General features: G+C 43.6%; 29 protein-coding genes. 18 read left to right on the top strand and 11 right to left on the bottom strand.

Going from position 1 to position 25,593, the window contains the following annotated elements:
* Positions 1 to 10 precede the first annotated feature (10 nt).
* The 6 genes from ybaK to AZE41_RS19815 all read left to right on the top strand — a co-directional run bounded on the left by ybaK (position 11) and on the right by AZE41_RS19815 (position 5,852).
* The gene (ybaK, locus tag AZE41_RS19840) at positions 11 to 502 is read left to right on the top strand and encodes a Cys-tRNA(Pro) deacylase (RefSeq protein WP_067213293.1); all 492 of its coding nucleotides are present in this window, start codon (positions 11 to 13) and stop codon (positions 500 to 502) included.
* Positions 503 to 628: 126 nt separating this feature from the next.
* The gene (locus tag AZE41_RS19835; RefSeq protein WP_067213292.1) at positions 629 to 1,261 is read left to right on the top strand and encodes a YczE/YyaS/YitT family protein; all 633 of its coding nucleotides are present in this window, start codon (positions 629 to 631) and stop codon (positions 1,259 to 1,261) included.
* 100 nt (positions 1,262 to 1,361) lie between these two features.
* Entirely contained in the window at positions 1,362 to 2,429 is a 1,068-nt protein-coding gene (locus AZE41_RS19830; RefSeq protein ID WP_067213289.1) for a hypothetical protein, read from the top strand.
* A gap of 36 nt (positions 2,430 to 2,465) precedes the next feature.
* Positions 2,466 to 3,698 carry a glycine C-acetyltransferase gene (locus AZE41_RS19825; RefSeq protein ID WP_156476113.1) on the top strand — a complete coding sequence of 411 codons (1,233 nt, stop codon included), beginning with the start codon at positions 2,466 to 2,468 and terminating at the stop codon, positions 3,696 to 3,698.
* Positions 3,699 to 3,862: 164 nt separating this feature from the next.
* Complete coding sequence (locus tag AZE41_RS19820) at positions 3,863 to 4,567, top strand: DNA alkylation repair protein (protein ID WP_067213286.1); 705 nt, start codon at positions 3,863 to 3,865, stop codon at positions 4,565 to 4,567.
* A gap of 340 nt (positions 4,568 to 4,907) precedes the next feature.
* Positions 4,908 to 5,852: an L-threonine 3-dehydrogenase gene (locus tag AZE41_RS19815; protein WP_067213284.1), complete on the top strand. Its 945-nt coding sequence runs from the start codon at positions 4,908 to 4,910 to the stop codon at positions 5,850 to 5,852.
* Positions 5,853 to 6,441: 589 nt separating this feature from the next.
* Here the strand turns inward: AZE41_RS19815 and AZE41_RS19810 are convergent.
* From AZE41_RS19810 to AZE41_RS19790, 5 genes are all read right to left on the bottom strand, one after another.
* Positions 6,442 to 7,794: a YjiH family protein gene (locus tag AZE41_RS19810; RefSeq protein WP_067213282.1), complete on the bottom strand. Its 1,353-nt coding sequence runs from the start codon at positions 7,792 to 7,794 to the stop codon at positions 6,442 to 6,444.
* 281 nt (positions 7,795 to 8,075) lie between these two features.
* Positions 8,076 to 8,759 (bottom strand): bacillithiol biosynthesis deacetylase BshB2, encoded by a 684-nt coding sequence (gene bshB2 / locus AZE41_RS19805; protein ID WP_067213280.1) that lies wholly within the window; start codon positions 8,757 to 8,759, stop codon positions 8,076 to 8,078.
* A 19-nt stretch (positions 8,760 to 8,778) separates the two neighbouring features.
* Positions 8,779 to 9,129, bottom strand: coding sequence for a YojF family protein (locus AZE41_RS19800; protein ID WP_067213278.1), 351 nt, complete (start codon positions 9,127 to 9,129; stop codon positions 8,779 to 8,781).
* A gap of 344 nt (positions 9,130 to 9,473) precedes the next feature.
* A complete protein-coding gene (gene thiD, locus AZE41_RS19795; protein WP_067213275.1) occupies positions 9,474 to 10,307 on the bottom strand; it encodes a bifunctional hydroxymethylpyrimidine kinase/phosphomethylpyrimidine kinase in 834 nt (277 codons plus the stop codon).
* A gap of 60 nt (positions 10,308 to 10,367) precedes the next feature.
* Positions 10,368 to 10,634, bottom strand: coding sequence for a hypothetical protein (locus AZE41_RS19790; protein ID WP_067213274.1), 267 nt, complete (start codon positions 10,632 to 10,634; stop codon positions 10,368 to 10,370).
* Between the two features lie 64 nt (positions 10,635 to 10,698).
* Here AZE41_RS19790 and AZE41_RS19785 point away from each other — a divergent pair, with 64 nt between their 5' ends.
* The 5 genes from AZE41_RS19785 to AZE41_RS19765 are packed head-to-tail and all read left to right on the top strand — an operon-like array spanning position 10,699 to position 13,109.
* The gene (locus tag AZE41_RS19785) at positions 10,699 to 11,493 is read left to right on the top strand and encodes a DUF4230 domain-containing protein (RefSeq protein WP_231885729.1); all 795 of its coding nucleotides are present in this window, start codon (positions 10,699 to 10,701) and stop codon (positions 11,491 to 11,493) included.
* Positions 11,494 to 11,499: 6 nt separating this feature from the next.
* Entirely contained in the window at positions 11,500 to 12,186 is a 687-nt protein-coding gene (locus AZE41_RS19780; RefSeq protein ID WP_067213271.1) for a uracil-DNA glycosylase, read from the top strand.
* 49 nt (positions 12,187 to 12,235) lie between these two features.
* Positions 12,236 to 12,412: a uracil-DNA glycosylase gene (locus AZE41_RS23410; RefSeq protein ID WP_067213269.1), complete on the top strand. Its 177-nt coding sequence runs from the start codon at positions 12,236 to 12,238 to the stop codon at positions 12,410 to 12,412.
* Positions 12,409 to 12,672, top strand: coding sequence for a YwdI family protein (locus AZE41_RS19770; protein WP_067213267.1), 264 nt, complete (start codon positions 12,409 to 12,411; stop codon positions 12,670 to 12,672). The genes AZE41_RS23410 and AZE41_RS19770 overlap by 4 nt, the downstream gene beginning before the upstream one ends.
* 56 nt (positions 12,673 to 12,728) lie before the next feature.
* Entirely contained in the window at positions 12,729 to 13,109 is a 381-nt protein-coding gene (locus AZE41_RS19765) for a DUF423 domain-containing protein (protein ID WP_067213264.1), read from the top strand.
* A gap of 50 nt (positions 13,110 to 13,159) precedes the next feature.
* On the opposite strand, the gene gerQ is transcribed toward AZE41_RS19765, so the two are convergent.
* From gerQ to hemQ, 3 genes are all read right to left on the bottom strand, one after another.
* Positions 13,160 to 13,510 (bottom strand): spore coat protein GerQ, encoded by a 351-nt coding sequence (gene gerQ / locus AZE41_RS19760; RefSeq protein WP_067213261.1) that lies wholly within the window; start codon positions 13,508 to 13,510, stop codon positions 13,160 to 13,162.
* Positions 13,511 to 13,534: 24 nt separating this feature from the next.
* Positions 13,535 to 13,954, bottom strand: a complete 420-nt coding sequence (locus AZE41_RS19755; protein ID WP_067213257.1) for a cell wall hydrolase — start codon at positions 13,952 to 13,954, stop codon at positions 13,535 to 13,537.
* 106 nt (positions 13,955 to 14,060) lie between these two features.
* Positions 14,061 to 14,810, bottom strand: a complete 750-nt coding sequence (gene hemQ / locus AZE41_RS19750) for a hydrogen peroxide-dependent heme synthase (protein WP_067213253.1) — start codon at positions 14,808 to 14,810, stop codon at positions 14,061 to 14,063.
* A 176-nt stretch (positions 14,811 to 14,986) separates the two neighbouring features.
* Here hemQ and pta point away from each other — a divergent pair, with 176 nt between their 5' ends.
* Both pta and lipL read left to right on the top strand, forming a co-directional pair.
* The gene (gene pta / locus AZE41_RS19745) at positions 14,987 to 15,958 is read left to right on the top strand and encodes a phosphate acetyltransferase (protein ID WP_067213250.1); all 972 of its coding nucleotides are present in this window, start codon (positions 14,987 to 14,989) and stop codon (positions 15,956 to 15,958) included.
* 15 nt (positions 15,959 to 15,973) lie between these two features.
* The gene (gene lipL / locus AZE41_RS19740; RefSeq protein WP_067213247.1) at positions 15,974 to 16,816 is read left to right on the top strand and encodes an octanoyl-[GcvH]:protein N-octanoyltransferase; all 843 of its coding nucleotides are present in this window, start codon (positions 15,974 to 15,976) and stop codon (positions 16,814 to 16,816) included.
* A 121-nt stretch (positions 16,817 to 16,937) separates the two neighbouring features.
* Here the strand turns inward: lipL and AZE41_RS19735 are convergent, their stop codons facing one another.
* A complete protein-coding gene (locus AZE41_RS19735) occupies positions 16,938 to 17,576 on the bottom strand; it encodes an RsfA family transcriptional regulator (protein ID WP_067213244.1) in 639 nt (212 codons plus the stop codon).
* A gap of 182 nt (positions 17,577 to 17,758) precedes the next feature.
* On the opposite strand from AZE41_RS19735, the gene AZE41_RS19730 reads away from it, so the two are divergent.
* Positions 17,759 to 19,057, top strand: a complete 1,299-nt coding sequence (locus AZE41_RS19730; protein ID WP_067213241.1) for an HD domain-containing protein — start codon at positions 17,759 to 17,761, stop codon at positions 19,055 to 19,057.
* A 12-nt stretch (positions 19,058 to 19,069) separates the two neighbouring features.
* Positions 19,070 to 19,576: a YwgA family protein gene (locus tag AZE41_RS19725; RefSeq protein WP_067213238.1), complete on the top strand. Its 507-nt coding sequence runs from the start codon at positions 19,070 to 19,072 to the stop codon at positions 19,574 to 19,576.
* 182 nt (positions 19,577 to 19,758) lie between these two features.
* Here the strand turns inward: AZE41_RS19725 and AZE41_RS19720 are convergent, their stop codons facing one another.
* Positions 19,759 to 19,944 carry a 2-hydroxymuconate tautomerase gene (locus AZE41_RS19720; RefSeq protein WP_067213235.1) on the bottom strand — a complete coding sequence of 62 codons (186 nt, stop codon included), beginning with the start codon at positions 19,942 to 19,944 and terminating at the stop codon, positions 19,759 to 19,761.
* Between the two features lie 68 nt (positions 19,945 to 20,012).
* Here AZE41_RS19720 and AZE41_RS19715 point away from each other — a divergent pair, with 68 nt between their 5' ends.
* Entirely contained in the window at positions 20,013 to 20,543 is a 531-nt protein-coding gene (locus AZE41_RS19715) for a YwhD family protein (RefSeq protein WP_067213234.1), read from the top strand.
* 706 nt (positions 20,544 to 21,249) lie between these two features.
* On the opposite strand, the gene AZE41_RS19710 is transcribed toward AZE41_RS19715, so the two are convergent.
* On the bottom strand, positions 21,250 to 23,307 hold the full coding sequence (locus tag AZE41_RS19710) for a transglycosylase domain-containing protein (protein ID WP_067213232.1): 2,058 nt from the start codon (positions 23,305 to 23,307) through the stop codon (positions 21,250 to 21,252).
* 159 nt (positions 23,308 to 23,466) lie between these two features.
* Here AZE41_RS19710 and AZE41_RS19705 point away from each other — a divergent pair, with 159 nt between their 5' ends.
* Positions 23,467 to 23,910, top strand: coding sequence for a YwiB family protein (locus tag AZE41_RS19705; protein WP_067213229.1), 444 nt, complete (start codon positions 23,467 to 23,469; stop codon positions 23,908 to 23,910).
* Positions 23,907 to 25,574 (top strand): arginine--tRNA ligase, encoded by a 1,668-nt coding sequence (gene argS / locus AZE41_RS19700; RefSeq protein WP_067213227.1) that lies wholly within the window; start codon positions 23,907 to 23,909, stop codon positions 25,572 to 25,574. The genes AZE41_RS19705 and argS overlap by 4 nt, the downstream gene beginning before the upstream one ends.
* The last annotated feature ends 19 nt before the right edge of the window (positions 25,575 to 25,593 follow it).

The following is a 25,593-nucleotide window of genomic DNA, read 5'->3' as shown; positions in this document are numbered from 1 at the left end:
AGATGAACGAATGGCAAAGCAAGGTAAGCAAGTAAAAACCAATGCAGTGCGGATTTTGGATGGGGAAAATGTAATCTACGAACTAATGGAATATGACGTAAACGATGGTTTGGTGGATGGGATTTCCGTCGCTGAAAAAACAGGACAAGCAGTGGATGTCGTTTATAAGACGCTCGTCACGATTGCAGGACCGCGTGAACTATTCATTTTTTTAGTGCCAGTAGCGGACGAACTTGATTTGAAAAAAGCGGCAAGAGCTGCTGAAGTGAAAAAGCTTGATATGCTACCGTTGAAAGAGCTGACGAAAGAAACGGGCTATGTGCGCGGAGGCTGTTCAGCTGTCGGGATGAAAAAGAAATACCCGACATTCATTGACAAATCAGCCGAAAGTCTCGACTCGATGATTGTTAGTGCGGGTAAACCAGGATTACAAATGAAACTGATTCCCGGAGAGTTGGCTAGGGTGACTGAAGCACTTTTTATCGACATAGTGAAAAGTTGACGGTCTGTATATAGGATAGAAGCCATGTTACAATGAATAGATTACAAGTAAGACATTCACGTTAGCTACGTGGGTGTCTTTTATTATTGCTAGCTACTTACACTATCATTAGGGAGAAGGACTTATATGAGAAAGATATTAATATGGAGATGGACATTCTTTTTGGTGGGTATGATGGTTCTGTCGCTAGGCATTTCAATGACGATTAAAGGTCAAAAACTTGGAATCGCTCCGTGGGATGTATTGCATGTCGGATTGTACAAAAACTTCGGCTTGACGATTGGAACATGGGGGATTATTTCAGGATTCATTATTATCATTTCAACTGCTGCTGTTTTGAAAGAATGGCCGCAGATTGGCACATGGCTGAATATGATTTTGATTGGACTCTTTATCGATTTATTCAACTGGCTGCTACCAGATATCACTTCGATGGGTGCGCAAATACTGATGTTCTCAGTGGGTGTAATTGTTATGGGGTATGGCGTTGGAATCTATATTTCACCAAATATCGGAGCGGGTCCGCGGGATAGTCTTATGCTCGTCTTTGTTAAAAAAACGGGAGCCAGCGTAAAAAAAGTTCGTACTACACTTGAAGTCATTGTCGCACTTATAGGCTGGTTATTCGGCGGTCCAATTGGAATTGGGACTGTGTTAATTGCTTTATTCTTGGGGCAAATTGCTCATTATACATTGCCACAATGCCGCAAGTTCTTGTTGAAAGTTATCGGCGAAGAGGAAGAAGACGCTTTATTTTAAATCGAAACTCATTAATTATTTTTAAGCATGTGCCTCGAAGCCGTGCTTTTTTTTATTGTCTGAGCATACGTTAATCGTATGTACAGAAAGGATGATCGGTATGTATGGAACGATAACCCAATATATGGGGACAGCCTATACAGGTGCTGGTATCTCCCATAAATATGACAAACTAATTGCATCGGCTTCACAAACGTTTTTTCTAAAATGTCCACCGACAAACGCCATCTCAAACGTGTTGAATGAAGCTACTACGCATTACTTAAAGCGTGGCTATGACGTCGATCGATTCATGGATCCTGTGCAACCCGACAAAACGGATGCAATTTATGTTAAAGGACCGAACTTGCTTATTCTACAAGCGTCACATCCAGTTGCACTCGAACCAGCGGATATCGGCGGTAAGCATAAAGTGATCAGCTTTTACGATGTCTATGATGAAGTCAAGTTGGTAGGGCAAAATGGAATAATTGTTGAAAAATTAGCTGAGTCTGGAATTGCACTCGGCAAAGCATTGCAATCGCTAGCGGAAGCAAAAGATATTCATGACGATTGGGAAAAAGTGAATATCAGAAGGATGATGTGGGAGGTTCATGAAAACAAAATAGCATCATTAAAAGAAGAATTATTTGGAACAATCAAGCTGAATAAGGAAGCGGCTGTCTCGCACAGGCTAATCGGTTCATTGACATCTGGAGGGGCGCAAGATTTCATCCCATCCATTACGAAGCGTTTGGAACGGAGAATTCTTATTAAAGGCCTTCCGGGAACCGGGAAATCGACACTTATGAAAGCGCTAGGCTCCGAAGCGGAAAAGCGTGGATTTGACGTTCAATATGGCTGGTGTGGGCTGGATCCAGCGGGAGTCGATTTAGTTATTTTCCCTGAACTGTCGGTATGTCTTCTTGACGCAACGAATCCACATGTTTACGATGTGGAATATCCGGGGGATGAATTGCTGGACCTCGTGCATATGTGTGAGGAAGATGCAGAGGCGGAAAAGGAAATCAGTGTAATTCACGAAGCCTACACGGAGAAAATGCTTGACGCGGCTGGCTATATGCAGGCCTATGCACAAGCGGAAAATAGCATGAAAGCTACGATGGATACTGCGATTATGCCATCCGTTTTTGAAAAAAAATCGAAAATTCTTTCGGAACTAACTTAACAAGTATGCGCTTTATACTACGATTGGGCCGGTCGTATGCTAAAATGGGGGTATCATTTGTTTGAAAGGAAGATTACATTGTCAAAAAAACTCACTGCATTTTTACAGGAGAATCTAAAAGAACTTCGTGATCAAGGACTTTACAACGAAATTGACCCTATTGAAGGACCAAACGGCCCAATCATTAAAATTAAAGGAAAAGATCTTATTAACTTGTCTTCAAATAACTATCTGGGACTTGCAACAGACGAAGATTTGAAAAAATTGGCGATTGCCGCAACTGAAAAATACGGTGTCGGTGCAGGTGCAGTCCGTACAATCAATGGTACGCTCGATATCCACGTTCAGTTGGAAAAGAAGCTTGCTGAGTTCAAAGGAACGGAAGCTGCAATTTCTTATCAATCGGGCTTCAACTGTAATATGGCGGCAATTTCCGCTGTCATGACTAAAAAAGACGCGATTCTTTCGGATGAATTAAATCACGCATCTATTATCGACGGCTGCCGCCTTTCCGGTGCGAAAGTCATTCGTGTTAATCACCAAGATATGGACGACCTCCGTGCAAAAGCAAAAGAAGCAACGGAATCCGGCCTGTATGAAAAAGTGATGTACATTACGGATGGCGTGTTCTCGATGGACGGCAATATCGCCAACCTTCCTGAAGTTGTGAAAATCGCGAAGGAATTCGACTTGATCACTTATGTCGATGACGCGCACGGTTCAGGCGTTACTGGTAAAGGAAAAGGGACCGTCAAACATTTCGGTCTTGAAAAAGAGATTGACCTCCAAATGGGTACCCTATCGAAAGCAATCGGTGTTGTCGGCGGCTATGTTGCAGGAACGCAGGAATTGATTGACTGGCTGAAAGTTCGTTCACGTCCATTCTTATTCTCGACGGCACTTCCTGCAGGGGATGTCGCTGCGATTATGGGCGCATTGGACAAGATATCGGAATCCACAGAGCTGCATGATAAACTTTGGGAAAACGGTAATTACTTAAAAGCGGGACTTAAGAAATTAGGTTTCAATATCGGTGCTTCTGAAACACCAATCACACCATGCATCATCGGCGAAGAGAAGCTGACACAACAATTTTCTAAACGTCTTGCGGAAGAAGGCGTATATGCTAAATCAATCGTCTTCCCAACAGTCGCTAAAGGAAAAGGTCGCGTCCGCAACATGCCAACTGCAGCGCATACCAAAGAAATGATTGACGAAGCACTCGTCATTTACGAAAAAGTTGGTAAAGAACTGAATGTAATTTCATAATAAATGAGGAATCCCGGATGGCTTGTATGCTGTCCGGGATTTTTTAGGGGTTAGAAGGATCGCTGTGGAGTCATGGCAAGCAATCACTTAATCAATCGACTGGACCTAAACTTGCATCCTTCAAGACAAATAGGAGAAAATGAAAAGAAAAAGGGGGAACCCTGATGATGTTTGAAGAAGTGATGAAGCAGCTTGAAGAATTCGGCAATGAACAAACGAAGACAACATTCTTGAATCATGGAGCATCCGAACCGTTTTTCGGTGTTCGTGTAGGCGATTTGAAGAAAATCTTAAAGTATATTAAGAAAGATCATGAGCTAGCGCTTCGACTTTATGACACTGGAAATTCGGATGCGATTTATCTCGCAGCGCTTGCAGTGGATCCAAAACTGATGACAGAGGATGATCTTCAGCGGTGGGTAGACGCGGCGAATTGGTATATGAATGCAGAATATGCAGTGGGATGGGTTGCAGCGGAGAGTCCAAATGCGCTTAAACTAGCAAGGGAATGGATTAGGTCTGACCGTGAAATGACGGCGGTTGCCGGTTGGAGCACTTATTCGAATTATATTACGTACGCAGGAGCGGATGAGCTGGACTTGAAAGAAATAAGTTCATTTTTACAAGAAATCTGTAACACCATTCATGAAGCGCCTAACCGAGTGCGCTATAATATGAATCAGTTCATCATTTGTGTAGGAGCCTATGTGCCTGAAATCCGTGATGAAGCAAAAAAAGTTGCAGAAGCAGTTGGGAAAGTACATGTCGATGTCGGAAATACTGCGTGTAAAGTTCCGCTTGCAACAGATTATATTGAGAAAGTACTAACACGCGGTGAACCGAAGAAAAAGAAAACGGTTCGCTGTTAATGAAAATAGAGTAATATCAAGGAACAAGCACATACTTATACAAACAAAAAGCCCTTAACTTGGGGCTTTTTTCATTCGCTAAATTTAAAATTCAACTTTTATGAAGTAACATATATCGTTGCATGTTGAATTTATTTATCTCACCACCGTGAATCTTATATTTTACTTTAATTATAATGGAGAAGTTTGGTAGTAATTTGTAGAGGTTTAAAACAATGTTGTCTTTTCTAGGAGAACGTTTTATAATGAATTAAAGCTATAGAATCAGTGAAGTTATAAAAATATAATTTTCGTGTACTCTCCATAAATACAAACGTTTGAAAGCGGGGAATAATTAATAATGAAAAAAATCATGGTTACGGGTGCTTTAGGTCAAATCGGTTCAGAATTAATTACAAAGTTACGTTCAGAATATGGCACAGAGAACGTCTTGGCGACAGATATACGTCGCATGGATTCGGCAACAGAAGGCCCATTTGAAATACTTGACGTGACAGATGCGAACAATATGCATGCGCTTGCAAAGGATTTCGGTGCAGATACGATGATGCACATGGCTGCATTATTATCTGCTAAAGCGGAAGATGAGCCATTATTTGCATGGAATCTCAATATGGGCGGTCTTATGAACGCACTTGAAGTATCGCGCGAGCTGGATATGCAGTTTTTCACACCAAGTTCAATTGGTGCATTCGGTCCTTCAACACCGAAAAAAGATACACCGCAAGACACATTGCAACGACCGACGACAATGTACGGTGTCAATAAAGTTGCAGGTGAATTACTATGCGATTACTATTTCCACAAATTCGGAATGGATACGCGCGGCGTTCGGTTCCCTGGGCTCATCTCGTATGTAGCGCAACCGGGCGGCGGAACGACGGATTACGCGGTCGATATTTACTACAAAGCACTTGAAGAAGGGAAATACACTTCTTATATTGCAGAAGGAACGCGCATGGATATGATGTATATGCCGGATGCGTTACAGGCGATTGTTGATTTAATGGAAGCAGATCCAACGAAACTGATTCACCGCAATGCATTTAATGTAACAGCGATGAGTTTTGAACCGTCTGAAATTGCGGCTTCTATAAAAAAACAGATTCCTACTTTTGAAATGGCATACGATGTAGATCCAGTACGCCAGGCGATTGCTGATAGCTGGCCAGATTCGATTGATCCAACAGCTGCTATAAATGAATGGGGCTTCAAAGCGAACTATGATTTGGATAAAATGACAGTGGACATGTTGTCGAAACTGAAAATTAAATTGAATGTGTAAAATAAAAGCCGCGGAAAATTTTCCGCGGCTTTTATTTTGGAATGAAAGATGGCACTTCCTTATCGAACCGATCATTTCCTATGCCAATCGATCAAATCCCATGCTAACCGATCATATCCTACGTCGACCGATCATAAGCTACGTCGAACCAATCATAAGCTACGCGAACCGATCATAACCTACTTCGAACTGATCATATCCCACGTGAACCGATCATAAGCTACGCGAACCGATCATATCCCACGTCGACCGATCATAAGCTACGCTAACCGATCATATCCCACGTCGACCGATCATAAGCTACGCCACCCGATCATATCCCACGTCGACCGATCATAAGCTACGCGAACCGATCATATCCCACGTCGACCGATCATAAGCTACGCCACCCGATCATAACCCACGTGAACCGATCATAACCTACGCCACCCGATCATATCCCTCGCGAACCGATCATACCCCACGCGAACCGATCATAACCTACGCCAACCGATCACATCCCACACCACCCGATCATATCCCACGTAGAACCAATCATAACCACCCACAAAAAAGACCTTGCACTGATCTGCAAGGTCTTCATGTTTCATTAAAATAAAAGATGTGCTACTCCTGCGATAATCGGTAATGAAATGATTGTGCGCAAAAGGAAAATGGCAACAAGTTCGAAAAAGTTTACCGGAATTTTTGAGCCTAGCAGAAGTCCCCCAACTTCCGCCATGAAAATGAGTTGTGTTACTGAAACAGTGGCAACAACAAACAATGTCAACTCAGATGTAATCAGGCCATCCGCAAGGATTACAGGTAGGAACATGTCCGTGAATCCGACGACCATAAGTTGCGCTGCATCTGCCGCCTCGGGGATACCAAGGATGGACAGAATCGGTTCGAACGGTTTCCCTAAAATCGTGAAGACACTTGTATACTCTGCAAGAATCAATGCAATTGTTCCGAAAGCCATAACGACTGGAATAACACCAATCCACATATCAAGAATATTTTTCACGCCTTCTGAAAAAGTTTTAACCAATGAACGACTGTTATTCGCTTTTGTTAATGCATTTTCAAGTCCGTGTGAAAATGCACTGTATCCTTCTGGTGATTTTTCTTCTTCACCCGTAAATGGTCTACCGTCTATGTATTCATCTTTTTTTCTGGAAAGAGGATAAATCCGCGGCATAATAAATGCAAGGATTAAACCAGTTAAAACGACCGTACCATAGAATGGTAAAAAATAAGCCCCAAGACCAACCTTTTCAATAATTACGATAGAAAATGTAATCGATACAACAGAGAAAGTTGTTCCAATAATGGCTGCTTCTTTCTTTGTATAAAAACCTTCTTCGTACTGCTTACTTGTTAACAAAACACCAATTGTTCCATCCCCAACCCATGATGTCAGTGCATCGATGGAAGAACGGCCTGGTATTTTAAATAGAGGGCGCATGACTTTTACCATCATCGTTCCAAAAAACTCAAGTAAACCGAAATTTAGAAGAAGTGGTAAGAGAATTCCTGCGAATAAAAAGATTGTAAACAGGAATGTAACGAGACCGGTTTCACTTAGCAGTAGTGCGCCCGTATTTTCACTCCAAATAGCTTCTGGACCTAATTGAAGCAAGGTAAGTACCGCTAAAATAGCACCTATAATTCGGACGATTGTCCAAAAGAGCGATACATTGAATAAATTTGTTATAAACGAAGGCTGAACTTTGTCCTTTGGAATAACTAAAAATATCACAGAACCAAGTGCAGCAATAATTAAAGTAATTGTAGCAACCCATGGCATAACCGGAGCAATCGCCCCTGATAGTAAATCGGCAAATATGGCAATTGGTATTTTCCAGTCCCCGGCATACTTCATCGGGATCATGAACAAAAGAATACCGAGAATTGATGGAACTAGAAAATAGAACCATGTGGATAAAGCAAATTTTTTCATTTTATATTCCCCTTTTTGTAACAGTATAACATGTATATGGTGAATAATTATACACATTATATTGTTTTATATCTTAATGAATAAAGTATATACTATTATAACTTTTCAGTCTATTGATTTCGGAAAACCTTGTAGCTATCATATAGTAACGAATTTTGTTCTACGGTATAAATAGTTTGATTAGTTAATAAAAATACATGAAAAAAGAGACTATAAAATCAAGGTGATTTCGTAGTCTCTTTCTATATGAATATTCCTGAAGAGAAGCATTTATTATCCTCTTATTCGAAGTCTTTATCCCACTGATAGGTATAAAAACGCTCAAAGTTAAGCCATTTAAGTGCATCTGGGTCCTGCGCTTTCCATTTTATCTCCATGTCTTTCATCATCCAAACGGTTTGGGATGCATGAGCTTTGAGTGTTGCGATTTTTTTATCTGCATTTGCTGAAATATCGTGAATGACATCGGGCTCGCCGAGGACTTCAACGGTATTATTCGCAAAGGCGAGTGTATGAAGTGTAGGACGTTCTGTTTCTGGCATTCTTCGGACTGCACGCACAACTGCACGCGCAGTAGCGTCGTGATCGGGATGAACGGCAAGTCCGGGATAGAATGTGATGACGAGTGAAGGATTCGTTTCTTCGATTAAATCTGCAATTAGTTTAACCATTTTTTCATCATCTTCGAATTCGATTGTTTTATCACGGAATCCCATCATACGTAAATCATCGAGTCCCATTGCTTCACACGCTTTTTTCAATTCTTCTTTGCGAATTTGAGGCAATGTTTCGCGATTTGCAAATGGTGGATTGCCAAGGTTACGTCCCATTTCACCTAATGTTAAGCAAGCGTACGTAACAGGCACGCCGATATCTCTGTAAGAAGAAATGGTACCGGATACACCGAATGCTTCATCGTCTGGGTGGGGGAATACGACAAGTACATGACGTTCTTTTTTAATCATTAAAAAATTGCCTCCTTAATTAATATGTGAATGGTGTTTCGCTGATTTCAAGTGCGACTGCAAGTTTTCCTTCTGCATCGAGTCCCGCCATAAGCAAACGCCCGTGTTCGTCGAGTTTATAATGAGTGATGCCTTGCGCATAAATCCAGCCAGATGGCAGTTTTAATCCGATGCGGTGAGGCGAATCGCCAGCCACTTTACCGAGTTCGAATTTGATAACGATATTGCGAATGAATGCTCCAGCGTTGAAAACACTTTCATTGAAGTGGGTAGCATATGAGCCGTTCGTTGTTTCAAGATGGATGTACACATCTTTATTAACAAAAGAAGTTATGAGTTCCTGTAAATGATCTGGTTTTACTAATTCCATGAATAGCCCTCCTTAAAACTGTAAACGTTCTTCTCTTTAGTATATAGAAAGGGGCTGTTGAATGCGATTCATGGGTCTTGACGTAGAGAGCGTTCGACGAATCAAGGAGTTTCCGACGAAATTGGTGGAGTGTCCAACAAACTCCTCGAGGTGTCCAACAGATTTGTAGAAGTGTCCAACCATTCATTGGAAGTGTCCAACAAATCGTAAAGCTTCCAACGAAATCTGTGGAGCGTCCAACAAACTCCTCGAGGTGTCCAACCATCTACAGAAAGCGTCCAACGAACAGAACAAAAAAAGGCCAAGAGACAACAGCTCTTGGTCTTTTAATTGAAATAATGTTATTAAATTTCAGTCGTTGTGATTTCAGGTGCGCCGAAACGGTTTTTCGCTCCGTGCATAACAGGTCCGACGTATTCGTTCAGTTTCCAGCCGTTTGCAATGGCTGCTGTGACAAATTTTTTGGCCTCAAATACAGATTCCTTTACATCTAGACCATTTGCTAGGTTGGCTGTGATTGCTGCGGCAAAGGTACAGCCTGCGCCGTGATTGTAAGTTGTCGCTGTTTTTTCCGCTTCAAGAAGAGTGAACGTTTGGCCGTCAAAGAACAGATCCACGGCTTTATCGTGGTCAAGCTGTTTGCCGCCTTTGATGACAACATTGCGAGCGCCTAGTGAATGGATTTTTTCTGCAACTGCTTTCATATCTTCAATCGTTTTCGGTGTTTTTGTGCCAGCAAGTTGTCCTGCTTCGAACAAGTTCGGTGTTACAATTTCTGCTTTTGGAAGAAGGAACTCAACCATTGCGTCCACTGTTCCAGGATTCAACACTTCGTCTTCACCCTTACAAACCATAACTGGGTCGATGACTACATGACTGAGGCCTGATTCTGAAATCGCGTTTCCTGCAATTTTGATGATTTCTTCTGTGCTAAGCATGCCAGTTTTAATGGCATCGATTCCTGTTGAAAGTGCAGTTTTGATTTGCGATTTCAAAACGTTGACTGGCAATGAGTAAACGCCGTGTGACCAATTATTGTCTGGATCCATTGTCACGATGACCGTAATTGCCGTCATTCCATATGTACCGTGCTCTTGGAATGTTTTTAAGTCCGCAGCAATCCCTGCGCCGCCTGATGTATCGGATCCTGCGATTGTTAAAGTCTTTTTAAGCGTCATAATTGGTCTGTCTCCTTTTTTGGATAAATTCTAACTTAATCTTATCAAAAAAATCGGAAATTACAATTGTCCGATGTTATCAGCTTTCATCATTTTGAAAACGGAGTATGTGAGCAGTGCCGCAATACTACAAATCACAGCAGCACCGATAAAGTGTTTGCTTATCATAAGCCCGATTGCAAGAGCAAACATGACGATAATTCCACACCCTATAAAAATAAGGAAAACGACGAGTCCAGCGTTTTTAGAACGTTCTGGCACGCGATTACCATGTTTCGCGGCTTCAGAAACTTTTTTCATTTTGTCGCGTAATTGCATATCAGCCATGTCGCATCCCTCCCATACAATCGTACCATGTCTTTCTAGTTGTTTGAAAGGGAACTTTCCTATAATGTTAACGTATATGATAGTGTCGGAAAAAGAGGAAAAGAGGGATGAAGTGGCGGATGACAAGAAAATCGAACAACTAATGAAAGAATTAAAAGCTTCCAAAGAACAAACTGCAGTGACGGTAGAAGAAGTAGAAGACCGTCCGCACGGATTTTGGCGTGTCGGGAAAGTGTTTTTTTCGGTATGGAAAAAGTCGTTCATCGCAATTGCCCTTCTAATTTTACTGTTGATTGTCGCTTTGCCGTTTGCAACATTCTTCATTTTAAAACAAGGGAGCACATTTACAGAACAAAAAGGCGCATTCCTTGAACAAATCCAAGACTTGAACGAACTCGCAACTGCTGAAGCTTATACCAAGGTTATCATTGAACGACAAGATAATACATTGTTTGGACAAAGCATCGGACTCAATTTACCAGGAACGAAACGGCAGTTGTTGGTTGTTATTCCGGGATCAGTGAAAGCTGGTGTCGACATGTCCGGCCTTACGGAAAAAGATGTCGTTGTCGATGAAAAGAAAAAAACAGCAAAACTTACTTTGCCGCCTGCTACCTTTTTAGGAGGAGCAGAAATTTATTTTGATAAGGTTGAAGTGTATTCCTACGAAGGAGTCTTCCGAGAAAAAGCGAATATTGAAGAGGCCTATGAACTTGCCGCTGAAGCAAAAGTGCTTATATTGGAAGAAGCCACAGGACAAGGTGTCTTGCTAACGGCGCAGCAGAATGCCGAGAAAACACTAAAAGAAATGTTTTCATTTGCGGGGTACGATGTGACGATTGAATTCAAGGAGCAGTGATGGGTTGTGCATAAGGAACTTTTCGGTAACGATTGGGATGAAGTCTTGGATGATGAATTCGAGAAACCCTACTATAGTAAGCTGCGTGAATTCCTGAAGAAGGAATATGAGGAAGAAATGATTCATCCACAGATGGATGATTTGTGGACTGCATTTAAGTTGACTCCTTTTAATGAGGTAAAGGTCGTTATATTAGGACAAGATCCGTATCATGGACCTGGACAAGCACATGGATTAAGCTTTTCCGTGAAACCTGGCGTCAAAATACCGCCTAGTCTTCGCAATATGTTCAAGGAACTCGCAACTGATATCGATTGTCCGTTGCCAGAGGGCGGGACATTGACGGGGTGGGCGCAACAAGGCGTACTCATGTTAAATACCGTACTTACTGTAAGGGATGGACAAGCGCATTCGCATCGCAAACAAGGGTGGGAGACGTTTACGGATGAAGTAATCCGGCGTTTGTCGGAGCGAGAAAATCCAATCGTCTTCGTCTTATGGGGCCGTCCTGCGCAAGAAAAGAAGAAACTCATTGATGTATCGCGACACGCAATCATCGAATCGGTTCATCCAAGCCCGTTAAGCGCGAGTCGCGGTTTCATCGGTAGCCGTCCGTATTCGAAGACCAATCAGTTGCTTGAATCGTGGAATGAGACGCCGATTGACTGGTGCCGAATAGGCGGCGTGCTGTAAGTAGAACGGTGATAGTGCTAAAGTTGAGAGAGAAAAGAGGTGGAGCATTGTGGCAGTGAATTGTTTTCAATGCCAACATTTCTTCATAACATGGGATCAGCGAAATCCACGTGGCTGCAAAGCATATGGTTTTAAAACGCGAGAAATGCCATCGGTCGTCGTGAGGAGATCGTCTGGCATGGACTGTTTGCAATTTGAACAGAAGAAAGGGGACACTAAACAGTGATACCATACGACCGGATTATCTCTGAAATGGAGCGGCAACTAAGTGTTGCGAGGCGCGCCAATGATGAAAGTACGATGCGGGAAGCGTTTTCCGCCGTCAGATCACTTTGCGAAGTTGCACTCGGTGGGCAAAGTAAGCGTGAAGAGAAAATTGTTCCTAAAATGCTTACAACCACTAGCGCTGTGCAGTCAACCACATCGTTGGAAGGTAAACTGCTTGAAGAAGAGGATGCAAACGGCGGCTCGCTATTTGATTTTTGATAGACGATTCGCAAATGCTGATATATTGAAATCATAATAAGAAAGTAGGAGCTTATATGCCATTTTTCATTATTGCAGGGGCTGTTAACGCAGCCATCGCCGTCGCCTTTGGTGCATTCGGCGCTCACGCTTTAAAAGAGAAACTATCCGAACATTATTTAGCAATTTGGGAAACCGCTGTACAGTATCAAATGTTTCACGCACTCGCTTTGCTTGCAATCGGAATTCTTATGAGTCCATCGCTTTTTGGACCAGTCACACAGCTAAGCTGGGCAGGTTATTTGATCCTCGCGGGTATCATCATTTTCTCTGGTAGTCTGTATGTACTGAGCCTCACGGGAATCGGCATACTCGGTGCTATCACACCAATCGGTGGCGTTGCATTCATCGCAGGCTGGATCATGCTGATTGTTGCAGCTATTAAATTTTCAAACTAAAAAAATCTTCCGCGAGGCCCTATACGAGGCTCGCGGAAGATTTTTTAAATTCAGGGCTGTTGTGGAAAATACTTCACTTCATTATCAAATTCAGCATAATCAAAATAAATCATTGGAAATAGAAAACGATGTCCTGTTGTCGAATCACTTAAGATAACATGGTCACGTCCAGCAGCCTCTACGGTACCACGTACGGTTTTCGTATTTTTACCAGAGTCCAGTGCATGTTCGAATGAAAAATGGAAAGTTCCAGGTTCGCCTCTGTTTAATCGTAAAATATTTTCGATGTATGACTGTTCACGTCCGGGGGGTCCGGGTGGCCTACCTCCAGCTGGAAGCGTTACTTGCGGCGGTGTGACATGCTGATTTTGATAGGGCGGATTCCAATAGTATTGGACCATTTCTTCATCCTTTCTTCTTTTGAGTTACAGGTTAGGGCAGTCTTGAACCGTTGGGGAAAAGAAACAGTGTGACTTGAATCTACCTGTGTTCCATTGGTTATACCACTGTGCCGGGCAATCTCCTGTTGGCATGAAAAACCATAATGATCGTTCTCCCGGAGTGAAACGTTCGCCGTTGACAACGCGCCTTGCTAGATTTCGATCCAGTTCGCGAGCACGCTGATAAAAATACGGTTTCGTCGTAGCCTCGAAGCCTCCTGGACTTTGGAAAACCATATCTTGCAAACTTCGTATATCATTGAAATCGAGACATCCGGAACGTACGCGATTCACTCCGACATTACCGACTAAAAGCATGCCTAATTGGCCATCGCCTTCTGCTTCAGCGCGCATTAACCGTGCAAGTAGATCCAGTTCAGCATCCGTGTACTTTATTACTGCCACGGCACAACCCCCTTGGGGAATCATATGCGCAGCTGGAATGAAACATGCCTACCAAATACAAAAAAGCCTAACTGCAAAGTCACAGTCAGGCGATATAACCTACGATTTAGATGTTGAAAAATGCTGCTTTTTTGTCGCCTTCTAAAATCGTACCCACAAAGAATGAGCCGAATTCAGCGTAGCGTGCGCTTACTTCGTCAAAACGCATTTCATAAATCAACTTTTTGAACTGAAGAACGTCGTCCGCGAACAGTGTAACGCCCCATTCGTAGTCGTCGAAACCGACAGAACCGGAAATGATTTGTTTCACTTTTCCAGCGTAGCTGCGGCCAATCAAACCGTGTGCGCGCATCAATTCTTTGCGTTTATCCATATCGAGCATGTACCAGTTGACATCGCCATCGCGCTTCTTGTCCATCGGGTAGAAGCAGATGTATTGGCTGCGTTGAAGTTCAGGGTACAGACGTCCGCGTACATATGGGTTTTGATAAGGATCATCAGTGGACTCGCCTGCAAGGTAGTTCGATAGTTCAACGACTGACAGGTACGAATACGCTGGAATCGTGAAATCAGCGATTGCGAGTTTATTGAATTCCGTTTCAAGCTCTTGCAGTTCGTCCATTGTCGGACGCAAAGTCATAAGCATGAAATCAGCTTTTTGGCCAATTACTGTATAGAAAGCATGTGCTCCTGTTTTATCGTCATCTGTTTTTTGAAGTTTTTCAAGGTAAACAAGAAATTCCTCTACTGCTGCTTGGCGTTCTTCTTTTGAAACTAATTTCCAAGATGCCCAGTCCATCGAGCGTAAATCATGTAAAACGTACCAACCATCAAGTGTTTTTGCTGCTTCGATCATATGAAATCAAACTCCTTCATTATGAATTAACTTCTTAAATGAGTGTAGCATAGAAGGCTGTAAAACGTCCTTTGCTAGCGCTGTTGTCACGAATTTGACATGAAGTGAAACGCTTTTACCACCCGCATCATTGGTGTATGCTTAGAGCATGAGAGTATGTGAAAGGTGGCTGTCTAATGGCTGATTTATTTAAAGGAATTAAAGAAAGTTTGAGTGGCAAAAGAAAGACGATTATCCTACCGGAAGGAACGGATATCCGCGTACTAGAAGCGGCTTCACGCTTGCAAGGGGAAGGGCTTGTGAAGCCAGTTCTTCTTGGCAATGAAACCGAAGTGCAAGAAGTCGCAACTGAAGCAGGAATTGATATTTCGGAAGTAGATATCATTGATCCCGAGAGTGTTTCTTACTTTGAAGAACTAGCCGGAAAGTTCGTGGAACGTCGGGGTGGCAAAGCGACATTGGAGCAAGCACGTAAACAATTGACAGATGTAAATTATTTTGGAACGATGCTCGTTTATACAGGGCGTGCGGACGGATTGGTGAGTGGGGCAGCGCATTCAACTGCAGACACCGTACGACCGGCGCTTCAAATTATTAAAACAAAACCAGGTATCTCAAGGACTAGCGGGGCCTTTATTATGATGAAAGGCGATGAACGGCTCGTCTTTGCAGATTGTGCGATTACGGTTGCACCAACAGCGCAAGAACTGGCTGAAATCGCGATTGAAAGCGCCAAAACAGCGCAGGCATTCGGTGTGGATCCACGTGTTGCGATGCTGAGTTTCTCTACAAAAGGATCTGCCGTAACGGAAGAAACAGAAAAAGTTGCGAACGCGGTGAAAATCGCTCAATCGCTTGCACCTGATTTGCTACTCGACGGTGAGTTCCAATTTGATGCGGCCTATGTTCCGGAAATTGCTGCGAAAAAGGCACCTGAATCAGTCATTAAAGGTAACGCGAACGTCTTCGTTTTCCCATCACTTGAAGCGGGTAATATCGGTTATAAAATAGCGGAGCGTCTTGGTGGCTACGAAGCAATTGGCCCGATTCTTCAAGGATTGAACGCACCCGTAAATGATTTGTCACGCGGTTGTTCCGCTGCCGATGTCTACAAGCTTGCCTTGTTAACCGCGGCACAAAGTCTATGAGTAGGAGAAATTGGAATGATATCATATGAGTCTTTTTTAACTATTCCCACATGGCGTTTTGTGGATGAATCCATGACAACACGTACCCGTTCCGCACTAGAATCATTCGCCGCCGACGATACGCTTTGTCATCTCGTCGGCCAGCAGATAAGCGTCCCGACAGTCCGTACATGGGTGCACAATCAAACGGTCGTGCTCGGTATCCAGGATCATCGGCTACCGCATGTTACAGAAGCAGTTTCGACACTTGAAAATGCTGGTTATAACGCGATTGTCCGCAATTCAGGTGGACTTGCAGTAGTGCTTGACGAAGGTGTATTAAACATATCAATTGTTCTATCTGAACTCGACTCTTCAATCGATATTCCAGCAGGTTATGAAGTAATGCTCACATTTGTTCGTATGCTTTTTCCGGAAGCAGGAGACCGTATTGAAGCCTATGAAATTGTAGGATCATATTGTCCGGGCTCGTATGATTTGAGTATTGATGGCCGCAAATTTGCCGGTATTTCACAGCGTAGATTGCGTCAAGGTATCGCAGTCCAAGTCTACCTTTGCGTTGAAGGAAGTGGGGCGGAACGTGCTGAGCTAATCCGTGATTTTTACGAAACGGGCTTGCAGGGAGAAGAAACGAAGTTCACTTATCCGGTCATTAAACCGGAAGTGATGGCATCCCTGTCAGAACTTCTGGACATGCCGCTCACGGTGAACGATGTTGTTATTCGTATCCAGCTTATGTTGCGCGAGCTTGCGGATCATGTGGAGATAGGCGGCTTGAAACCGGAAGAAATGGAGTTATACACCTTTTATTTGAACCGAGTCTTCGAACGCAATCAAAAAATGCTGGCGCGCGGATGAACAATCGGTTTAGTAGTGGGAGAAAGCGTTATTTTGGCGAGTAGACAACGTTTTCGCCAAACTAAACAACATCTTCCTAAAACTAAACAACACCCCAGCAAAACCAAAGAAAAACCGCCTATCAATGATGATTGATAGGCGGTTCTTTTGAAACTAGGTTTCCATTTTGCTCCATTTTGAAAACCGGTGCTGTGCGATCAGCATCATCATCTAGCGTGACGAGACGGCGTGCGCGGTTCATAATTTGAACAAATTGTTCGTAATCGGCGCGCAGGGTTTTATTTTCCTGTTGCAGTTTTTCGATTTCTTTTTGGAGTTGCTCCGACTTTTCATTCGCGATTTTAGCAGTTTGCCTCCAGCGAAGTGACTCGTTATCTCCCACGCCTGTGTGATGCATGCGGACAAGAAATGCGATAACCGTATCGAGTGAGAGTGCTGATAACGGAACGGAAATCTTTTGTTCTTCCTCTAGTCCTTGCGAAGGGCTATATAATTGTTGTCCCCGTCGTTTAAAGTCTTTTCCAAGTACACGTATTGCTTGTTTGCGTTCTTTCTTCGCGTCCGAAAGCTCTTTTTCATAATCACGTCTTACAACTGCGTTCCATCTGAACCCGCAAGCTGCTGCCGTTCTGTTGAGCGCGTCCCCAACTTCTTCGAAAGCGCTAAGTTGTGTACTACCTTCGCGAACATGTCGTAGTACTGTGTCGGCTAATAAAGTATCGTTTTCTTCAATCCAAGCATCCTGTCTAACTTTCACCATCTCCGTGCCTCCAGTCATATGTTCATAGTCTCTTTCTACGGTCAGTGTGGACAGGATTTCGTTACTTTATTCATAATGAAAAAAGCATTCTATCTTTTTTTCACTCAAATGAACCTTTTTCCATCTTCCTACGAACCATTTTTACGATTATACTAAAGGGAATGAGTTGACGGAGGTGCACTATGGAATACAAAGATGAAAAACTGGTCGAAGAAAAAGTTTTCAAAGATCCTGTGCATCGATATATTCACGTGCGCGATAAAGTGATTTGGGACGTTATTGGCACAAGTGAATTTCAGCGCCTTCGCCGGATCAAACAACTAGGCACGACGTATCTCGTATTTCATGGGGCGGAGCATAGTAGGTTTCACCATTCGCTCGGTGTCTATGAAATCGTCAGACGCATCATTGACGACGGTTTCAGTGGCAGGCCTGAATGGAACAATGAGGAACGGCTAGTAACGATGTGTGCGGCGCTGTTGCATGATCTAGGACACGGTCCGTTTTCGCACGCCTTTGAAAAAGTGTTCGATCTCGATCATGAACAATTTACGCAAGCGATTTTGTTAGGGGACACAGAAGTAAATGCAGTGCTTCGTCGTGTGGCACCTGATTTCCCACAAAAAGTGGCTGATATAATTGGGAAAACCTATCCGGATAAGCTTGTCGTCAGTCTGATTTCAAGTCAAATTGATGCCGATCGGATGGATTATTTACAGCGTGACGCTTATTTTACAGGGGTGTCGTACGGTCATTTCGATATGGAACGTATTCTGCGTGTCATGCGACCTACAGAAGAACAGGCGGTTATTAAATATAGCGGTATGCACGCAGTGGAAGATTATATAATGAGCCGTTACCAGATGTACTGGCAAGTCTATTTCCATCCAGTGTCACGTAGCGCTGAAGTTATTTTGATCAAAATTTTACACCGTGCAAAGCAATTACATGAAAGCGGGTATATCTTTAAACAAGAACCTGTCCATTTCCGCTCTTTTTTTGATAAGACATTTCTGCTTGAAGACTATATTGCGCTTGATGAAAGTATTTTATTAACCTATTTCCAAATGTGGATGAAGGAAGACGACGCAATCTTGTCGGACCTTTGCTATCGGTTTATCAATAGAAGATTGTTCCAGTACGCAGAATTTGATCCGGCAACAGAATACCGGAAAATCGGTGAACTCGAGCAGTTATTCAAGGAAGCAGGAATTGATCCGGCTTATTACCTGGTTACAGATTCGTCGTCAGATTTACCTTACGACTTTTACGGTCCAGGTGAAGAAAACGAACGCTTACCGATATACTTACAAATGCGAAATGGGGACTTAAGCGAATTATCGCGTTCATCGGATGTCGTAGATGCGATTTCGGGTAAAAGACGAACAGACCATAAAATCTATTTCCCGGAAGATGTTTTGGAAGCAGGAAAAGAACAAAATCCGCTGTATGGCCGAATTTTAGATATGCTGAAAGGGTAGGTGTGAGGGAAGGTGTTATCAGAACACGCTAAAATTGTGCAATTCATCTCAATGGCAAATGAAGTCACTGGACGAAAAAAGTTACAAAAAATGATTTATATTGCGAAAAAGATGAATTTCCCATTCGCTGAAAAATATGAGCTTCACATGTACGGACCCTACTCGGAAGAATTAACGTTGCGTATTGAGGAACTATGCGAAATGGGATTTCTGGCGGAGCAGTGTACGGACAAAGGATCGTACGTCCAATATAGCTATCAAGTGACAGGCGAGGGGGCGGGTTTCCTCGAAATGGCAGACGCTGCCCACGCAATGCTAGGGACCTGCATCGACAGCATGAACGTCAAGAGCTCCCGTTTCCTCGAACTCGTTTCGACATTGCTGTACTTTGATCATCTTGACAAGGACGAGCAAATCGCTAAAGTCCTTATCGTGAAAAATAAACTGAACTTCTCTGCGGAGGAGATGACGGCTGCATTTGACTTCATAAGTGAAATTCAAACGTACGCGGTTCAGTAAAGAAAAGCGGAAAGCGTCGTTAAGCCCCGACAAGCGCTGAATGGCCTAAAATAAAGACGCTCTTTGTCTTTATCTTTAGGACAGAAGCGACTCGAGGGGCTGACGCTTGGAGTCTGGACAGTAATAAAAGGCTGCCCCATGTCGGAAACTTTCCGTCATGAGGCAGCCTTTTTGGAAATTAATTACTGATCGCTTGGACGTTTTCCAGCGATGGAATAATGGTTTTTCGACATTTCTTCAATGATGACAGAAACATTTTGAGCAGGTGCACCTGTTGTTTCAGCAACAGCTTCTGTTACTCTTTCGCATAGCGCACGTTTTTGTTCATCTGTACGACCTTCCAACATTTTCACAGTTACGATTGGCATTACATTTCCCCCTCTCTGTATATATTGGGTATAGTATACATAGTATCAGATTTGGAGGGGACGAATAAATGACAAATGAAAATAAACCGAAACAGAAATTGGGTTTCACAATTATAAAGGACGATCCGACTGACGGTCATGGCGGGTACGGGATTGGTTCGTTGTCACTTGAAAACGTGTCACCTGTCATTATCGATGTCAATGAAGGCGTTGCGCGTATTGAGATAGGTGCGATGCATGCTAGAAGCGATACAGAACGCGGTGTCAAATTTACGCTGAACCGCGAAGATTCAGAAGGTGGCAAACCATATTGGCTTGTCTGGGTAACAATCGATTTCCGCGAACAAGGGCCTTATTATGCGGGCGTTACAGCGTGTGAAATGGTCGTTAATCGTGAAAAACGCCGAGGGTATAAAGTGCTTGCCGATCACGTTAATCGGATGGATAAATCGATGAAACGGAATATCATTGTTGATCATATGGATGATAAATCAAAGCAGATTTTAGCTGAATTCCTTGCTGCTCATAACAAGGAAATGTGGGACAGAAGCGAACCAAAACTGCATGTTGATTTGAGTGTGGATTCGCCGGAGTTGTGAACAAAAAGTGACAAATTCCGCATACTTCTCAATCCGAGGTTGAATGTCAGCTTGAAAGGCAGTACACTGAAATCACAGCTTGCAATTGTAAGCTAGGACAACCGGAATCGTGCACTCCCTGATGAATAACGTATCAAACAAACCCAAGCGCGATACACCATTTAGCAGGACGCCTTGAACGGTAAAAAAGCTTTCCTTCCCCGATTTAATTCGGGAGAGGAAAGCTTTTTTGATTTTGATGAATTCGGGAGCGCCGCCCGATCATATTCCGCGCAAACCGATCATAACCAGTGCCGCCCGATCATATCCCGCGCAAACCGATCATAACCCAGCGCTGACCGATCATATCCCGCGCAAACCGATCATAACCCAGCGCCGCCCGATCATATCCCACCCGACCCGATCAAAAATGAGCCCTGACCAATCATATCCCACGCGAACCGATCATAACCAGCGCCGCCCGATCATATCCCACTCGCCCCGATCATAACCAGTGCCGCCCGATCATATCCCGCGCAAACCGATCATAACCCAGCGCCACCCGATCATATCCCACACCAACCGATCATATCCAGTGCCGTCCGATCATATCCCGCGCAAACCGATCATAACCAGTGCCGCCCGATCATATCCCGCGCAAACCGATCATAACCCAGCGCCACCCGATCATATCCCACACCAACCAATCATATCCTCAACACCAAAATCACTCAAAAAACGAAAACGGAAATAGTTCAAACTTCTTCCCGTCAGTTTCGCCTACTGTGCGCTGTTCTCGTAGCACTTTATCCGTACATAGCTTTTGTGGCATATCCTTTTCTTTTACATAAACAAGCCGTTGTTTCTCGCATTCATTTACAGCGATACCACCTGTGTCAACGTCAATGATGACGCCATTGACTCCATTCGGAGGGATGAACGGTTCGGGTGGAAGACCGCGATTTACGGTCTCCATGAAGTCGATCCATATTTTTTTCGATGCCGCTTTATCCGTCGTGTCGGTCAGTTGCTTTCCGACATCATATCCGGTCCAAATCCCCGCCGTTAGTGAAGGGGTGTAGCCAATTAAGTATTGATCCGAAATCGTCGTTCCAGATTTTGCTGCATAGGGCCGCGTCTGTTTTGAGCGCATAGATAAACCAGTGGCAGTAGAATAATCGTTGAACACTGGATCGAACATACCAGTCATCAGATGAGTAAGAACAAATGCATCCTGTTCGCTGATGACATGTTTCTTGCTTTGCTTCGGATGTTCATAGACCGTTTTTCCGTCTGCATCTGATATGGATAGAATCGTCGTTGGGACTGTTTCGATACCGCCTGACGCAACTCGGTTATAGGCATTTGTCATGTCAGAAAGTGTGACAAGTGAAGTGCCAAGTGCGGTTGCAGGAGATTCTTCGAATTCACCGTCAACGCCAAGACGTTCAGCCATTTTGCTGAATTTCTTATAACCGATATCTTCAAGCGTTTTCACTGCGTAAATATTATCGGAAATAGCCAGTGCCTGCGCAAGCGAGATAGGGTGGCCAGCAAATTTACCGTTCACATTGTTTGGTTCATACGTCGAACGGCCTTCATCATAAGTGAAAATGGTTTTTTCCGTCGATAAAAATGTCAGTGGACTGAACCCATCTTCGAGTGCAGCTGCATACAAAATAGGTTTCATCGCCGAGCCGGGCTGACGCTTTGCTTGGGTCGCCCGGTTGAACGGACTTTCGGTATAATTTATCCCACCTATGAGCGATGTGATTGCACCCGTTCCTGTTTCTATCGACATGAACCCAACTTGTAAACCGCTATCCGGCATCCATTTAGCGATCGTTTCTTCGGCGGCTTGTTGGTGAAGTGGATCCAGCGTTGTCCGGATTGTCCAACCACCTTCTGCCGGATAGCGTCCTTTCGCTACAAGTACTTTTTCAGCCTCACGCCACACTTCATCCAGAAAATAAGGGGCAACGCGCTTAGAGTCAGCCCATTCGCGGTTTTTTAACGTAATTTGTTCGTTCGTCGCCCGTTCTTCTTGGCGCGCAGTAATGTACCCTTGCGCCTCCATAAGTGACAATACCAGCAATGTTCGTTCCCTCGATTTCTCGGGATTTTCAATAGGCGAATAAACCGAAGGACCTTTCGCGATGGCAGTAATAACGGCGGATTCCTCTAACGTCAGATCTTTTGCTGACTTTCCGAAATAAAACTTACTTGCCGCCTCGACACCATACATGCCATGTCCGAAGTAAACAGTATTCAAATAACCTTCTAAGATGACATCTTTTTCGTAAAATATTTCCATTCGATAGGCATAAAGTGCTTCAGTGATTTTCCGTTTCCATGTCTTTTCAAACGTCAAATACAAGTTTTTCGCATATTGCATGGTAATTGTGCTGGCTCCTTCGACTTTGCGCCCGGATTTCGCATCTTTCAAAAGGGCGCCTGCAATCCGTCTATAATCAAAACCGTTGTGGCTATAAAAATTCTTGTCTTCTGTCGCAACGACTGCATCGATTAGAAACGGTGACATGTCATCGAGGTCTACCCAGTACCGTCGTTCCGCGGAAAACCGGTCGCCAATTTGCTTGCCATCTTTATCAAGAAAGACAGAAGCTTTTGGCACGCTTAAAGAAGGTGCGCCTGTAATTTGAGCATAGAGCCTGAGCGATAGGAAGATGGTCAGCACCGCCATTATCATCGTGACGGATAGCAGCAACAGCCTTCGTAATGCCGAGCGTCTTTTTTTCTGTTTCACATATACTGTCCGTTGCATACGATCCCGTCCCGTCCATATCTTTGCATCTAGTATGGGACGCATGGAAACAGATTAAACGGAACATGCGTAAAAACATGCATTGCTCGGATAGATTGAAATGTAGACCGTAAAAAGGATATAATAAGAAGATGTTTTCATGAAAAGGACAGTGAGTATATGGAATCGCGGGAAAAAGGGCGATATGTAACGATTAAGCTCCATTCGTCAATTCGCCATCCAGGCCAAGACGAGGAGAAGCATGAATTGAATGCAAAAGGTTTGCTGATTGAAAAAGCAGGCAAATCTTATTTGAAATATGAAGAACAACAAAGTGGAAAGTCGATTCAAACAATTGTTAAATTGGATTCTACAGACGCACTTATTATGCGTCGCGGTGCAGTTACGATGCGATTGCCATTTGTTGCAGCTGGTGAACGTCCAGGAACGTACGGCAGTGGACCGGCGACGTTTGACTTAGTTGTCAAAACGGACAAGCTCGATTTCAAGGAGCAAGAAGACAATTCCGGAGGACGCTTCAATGTGCATTACGATTTGCATGCAGAAGGATCGCTTCTTGGAACATACGAACTGACTATTACATACACGGAGGGAACAATATGAACGCGGTAGAACAGATTCAACAAGAGGTAAAAGTGGCACTTCGTCAAGCTGTAATTGATGCGGGTTTGGCAGAAGAAACGGCAATACCGGACATTATGCTTGAAACGCCTAATAACAAAGACAACGGCGATTATGCAACGAACATTGCTATGCAACTGACAAAGTTAGCGAAAAAGCCGCCGCGTGCAATTGCGGAAGCGATACTTGAAAAACTAAATACGGATGGCACTTCGATCGAATCGATTGAAATTGCAGGTCCTGGTTTCATCAATATAAAATTAAAAACGGATTACTTAGGCGGCATCGTCAAGACCGTTCTTGAACAAGGCGAGAACTACGGCCGTTCAAACTTTGGCAATAAACAAAAAGTCCAAGTTGAATTTGTTTCTGCTAATCCTACAGGTGACCTTCACCTTGGACATGCACGCGGAGCTTCTCTTGGTGATTCTCTATCCAACGTTCTCGATTTCGCTGGCTACGATGTGGCACGTGAATACTACATTAACGATGCAGGAAATCAAGTGCACAACCTTGCTAATTCTGTTGAAGCACGTTATTTCCAAGCACTCGGGTTGGATAAAGAAATGCCTGAAGACGGCTACCAAGGACCGGACATTATTAATATCGGTAAAATGCTGGCAGCTGAATATGGCGACAAATACGTCAACACGCCAGATGAAGAGCGTTATGCATTCTTCCGCCAATATGGCCTGGAGCATGAATTAGAAAAGCTAAAAACAGACCTTGCGAATTTCCGTGTGTCGTTTGATGTCTGGTTCTCTGAAACTTCATTGTATGAAAACGGCAAAATCGATGTTGCTCTTGATAAATTACGTGCCAACGGCCATGTCTTTGAAGAAGATGGCGCAACATGGTTCCGTTCAACAACTTTCGGTGATGACAAAGATCGTGTGTTAATCAAAAACGACGGTACTTACACGTATTTGACACCGGATATCGCGTACCATGAGGATAAATTGTTCCGCGGATTCGATAAACTTATCAATATTTGGGGCGCAGATCACCATGGTTATATTCCACGGATGAAAGCGGCAATCGAAGCGCTTGGTTACGGCAACGACACGCTCGAAGTCAGCGTCGTGCAAATGGTTCAGTTATATAAAGACGGTGAAAAGTTCAAGATGAGTAAACGTACGGGGAAAGCCGTAACCTTGCGTGAGCTAGTTGAGGAAGTTGGTTTGGATGCAGTCCGTTACTTCTTCGCAATGCGTTCAGGTGACTCGCAGATGGACTTCGACCTAGACCTAGCGATTTCTCAGTCGAATGAAAACCCTGTGTACTACGCACAATATGCGCATGCACGGATTTCATCAATCTTGCGCCAAGCTGATGAAAATGGCATGGCTGTATCTGTGGATAATGTTTCTTTATTGCAAGCTGAAAAAGAGTTGGAATTACTGAAGAAAATCGGTGACTTCCCGCAAGTAATCAGTGATGCAGCGAGAATCCGTTCACCACACCGCGTTGCAACATATATCCAAGAACTAGCGGCTACATTCCACAGCTTTTATAACGCAGAAAAAGTGCTAGACCCAGACAACCGCGAACTATCGGAAGCACGTCTAGCATTAATTACAATCACACGCACAACAATTGCAAATGCATTGAAACTTATTGGTGTTTCTGCTCCAGAAAAGATGTAATAAAATTGAACGCCATACT

The organism is Sporosarcina psychrophila (genome assembly GCF_001590685.1).
GTDB classification, from domain to species: Bacteria; Bacillota; Bacilli; order Bacillales_A; family Planococcaceae; genus Sporosarcina; species Sporosarcina psychrophila.
The sequence above is the reverse complement of the archived record's forward strand: the minus strand, read 5'-3'. Positions and strand labels throughout refer to the sequence as shown.

Coding starts and splice junctions, on each gene's coding strand:
- ybaK (WP_067213293.1), top strand. CDS start 11: ATGGCAAAGCAAGGTAAGCAAGTAAAAACCAATGCAGTGCGGATTTTG.
- AZE41_RS19835 (WP_067213292.1), top strand. CDS start 629: ATGAGAAAGATATTAATATGGAGATGGACATTCTTTTTGGTGGGTATG.
- AZE41_RS19830 (WP_067213289.1), top strand. CDS start 1,362: ATGTATGGAACGATAACCCAATATATGGGGACAGCCTATACAGGTGCT.
- AZE41_RS19825 (WP_156476113.1), top strand. CDS start 2,466: ATGCTAAAATGGGGGTATCATTTGTTTGAAAGGAAGATTACATTGTCA.
- AZE41_RS19820 (WP_067213286.1), top strand. CDS start 3,863: ATGATGTTTGAAGAAGTGATGAAGCAGCTTGAAGAATTCGGCAATGAA.
- AZE41_RS19815 (WP_067213284.1), top strand. CDS start 4,908: ATGAAAAAAATCATGGTTACGGGTGCTTTAGGTCAAATCGGTTCAGAA.
- AZE41_RS19810 (WP_067213282.1), bottom strand. CDS start 7,794: ATGAAAAAATTTGCTTTATCCACATGGTTCTATTTTCTAGTTCCATCA.
- bshB2 (WP_067213280.1), bottom strand. CDS start 8,759: ATGATTAAAAAAGAACGTCATGTACTTGTCGTATTCCCCCACCCAGAC.
- AZE41_RS19800 (WP_067213278.1), bottom strand. CDS start 9,129: ATGGAATTAGTAAAACCAGATCATTTACAGGAACTCATAACTTCTTTT.
- thiD (WP_067213275.1), bottom strand. CDS start 10,307: ATGACGCTTAAAAAGACTTTAACAATCGCAGGATCCGATACATCAGGC.
- AZE41_RS19790 (WP_067213274.1), bottom strand. CDS start 10,634: ATGGCTGATATGCAATTACGCGACAAAATGAAAAAAGTTTCTGAAGCC.
- AZE41_RS19785 (WP_231885729.1), top strand. CDS start 10,699: ATGTTAACGTATATGATAGTGTCGGAAAAAGAGGAAAAGAGGGATGAA.
- AZE41_RS19765 (WP_067213264.1), top strand. CDS start 12,729: ATGCCATTTTTCATTATTGCAGGGGCTGTTAACGCAGCCATCGCCGTC.
- gerQ (WP_067213261.1), bottom strand. CDS start 13,510: ATGGTCCAATACTATTGGAATCCGCCCTATCAAAATCAGCATGTCACA.
- hemQ (WP_067213253.1), bottom strand. CDS start 14,810: ATGATCGAAGCAGCAAAAACACTTGATGGTTGGTACGTTTTACATGAT.
- pta (WP_067213250.1), top strand. CDS start 14,987: ATGGCTGATTTATTTAAAGGAATTAAAGAAAGTTTGAGTGGCAAAAGA.
- lipL (WP_067213247.1), top strand. CDS start 15,974: ATGATATCATATGAGTCTTTTTTAACTATTCCCACATGGCGTTTTGTG.
- AZE41_RS19735 (WP_067213244.1), bottom strand. CDS start 17,576: ATGGTGAAAGTTAGACAGGATGCTTGGATTGAAGAAAACGATACTTTA.
- AZE41_RS19730 (WP_067213241.1), top strand. CDS start 17,759: ATGGAATACAAAGATGAAAAACTGGTCGAAGAAAAAGTTTTCAAAGAT.
- AZE41_RS19720 (WP_067213235.1), bottom strand. CDS start 19,944: ATGCCAATCGTAACTGTGAAAATGTTGGAAGGTCGTACAGATGAACAA.
- AZE41_RS19715 (WP_067213234.1), top strand. CDS start 20,013: ATGACAAATGAAAATAAACCGAAACAGAAATTGGGTTTCACAATTATA.
- AZE41_RS19710 (WP_067213232.1), bottom strand. CDS start 23,307: ATGCAACGGACAGTATATGTGAAACAGAAAAAAAGACGCTCGGCATTA.
- AZE41_RS19705 (WP_067213229.1), top strand. CDS start 23,467: ATGGAATCGCGGGAAAAAGGGCGATATGTAACGATTAAGCTCCATTCG.
- argS (WP_067213227.1), top strand. CDS start 23,907: ATGAACGCGGTAGAACAGATTCAACAAGAGGTAAAAGTGGCACTTCGT.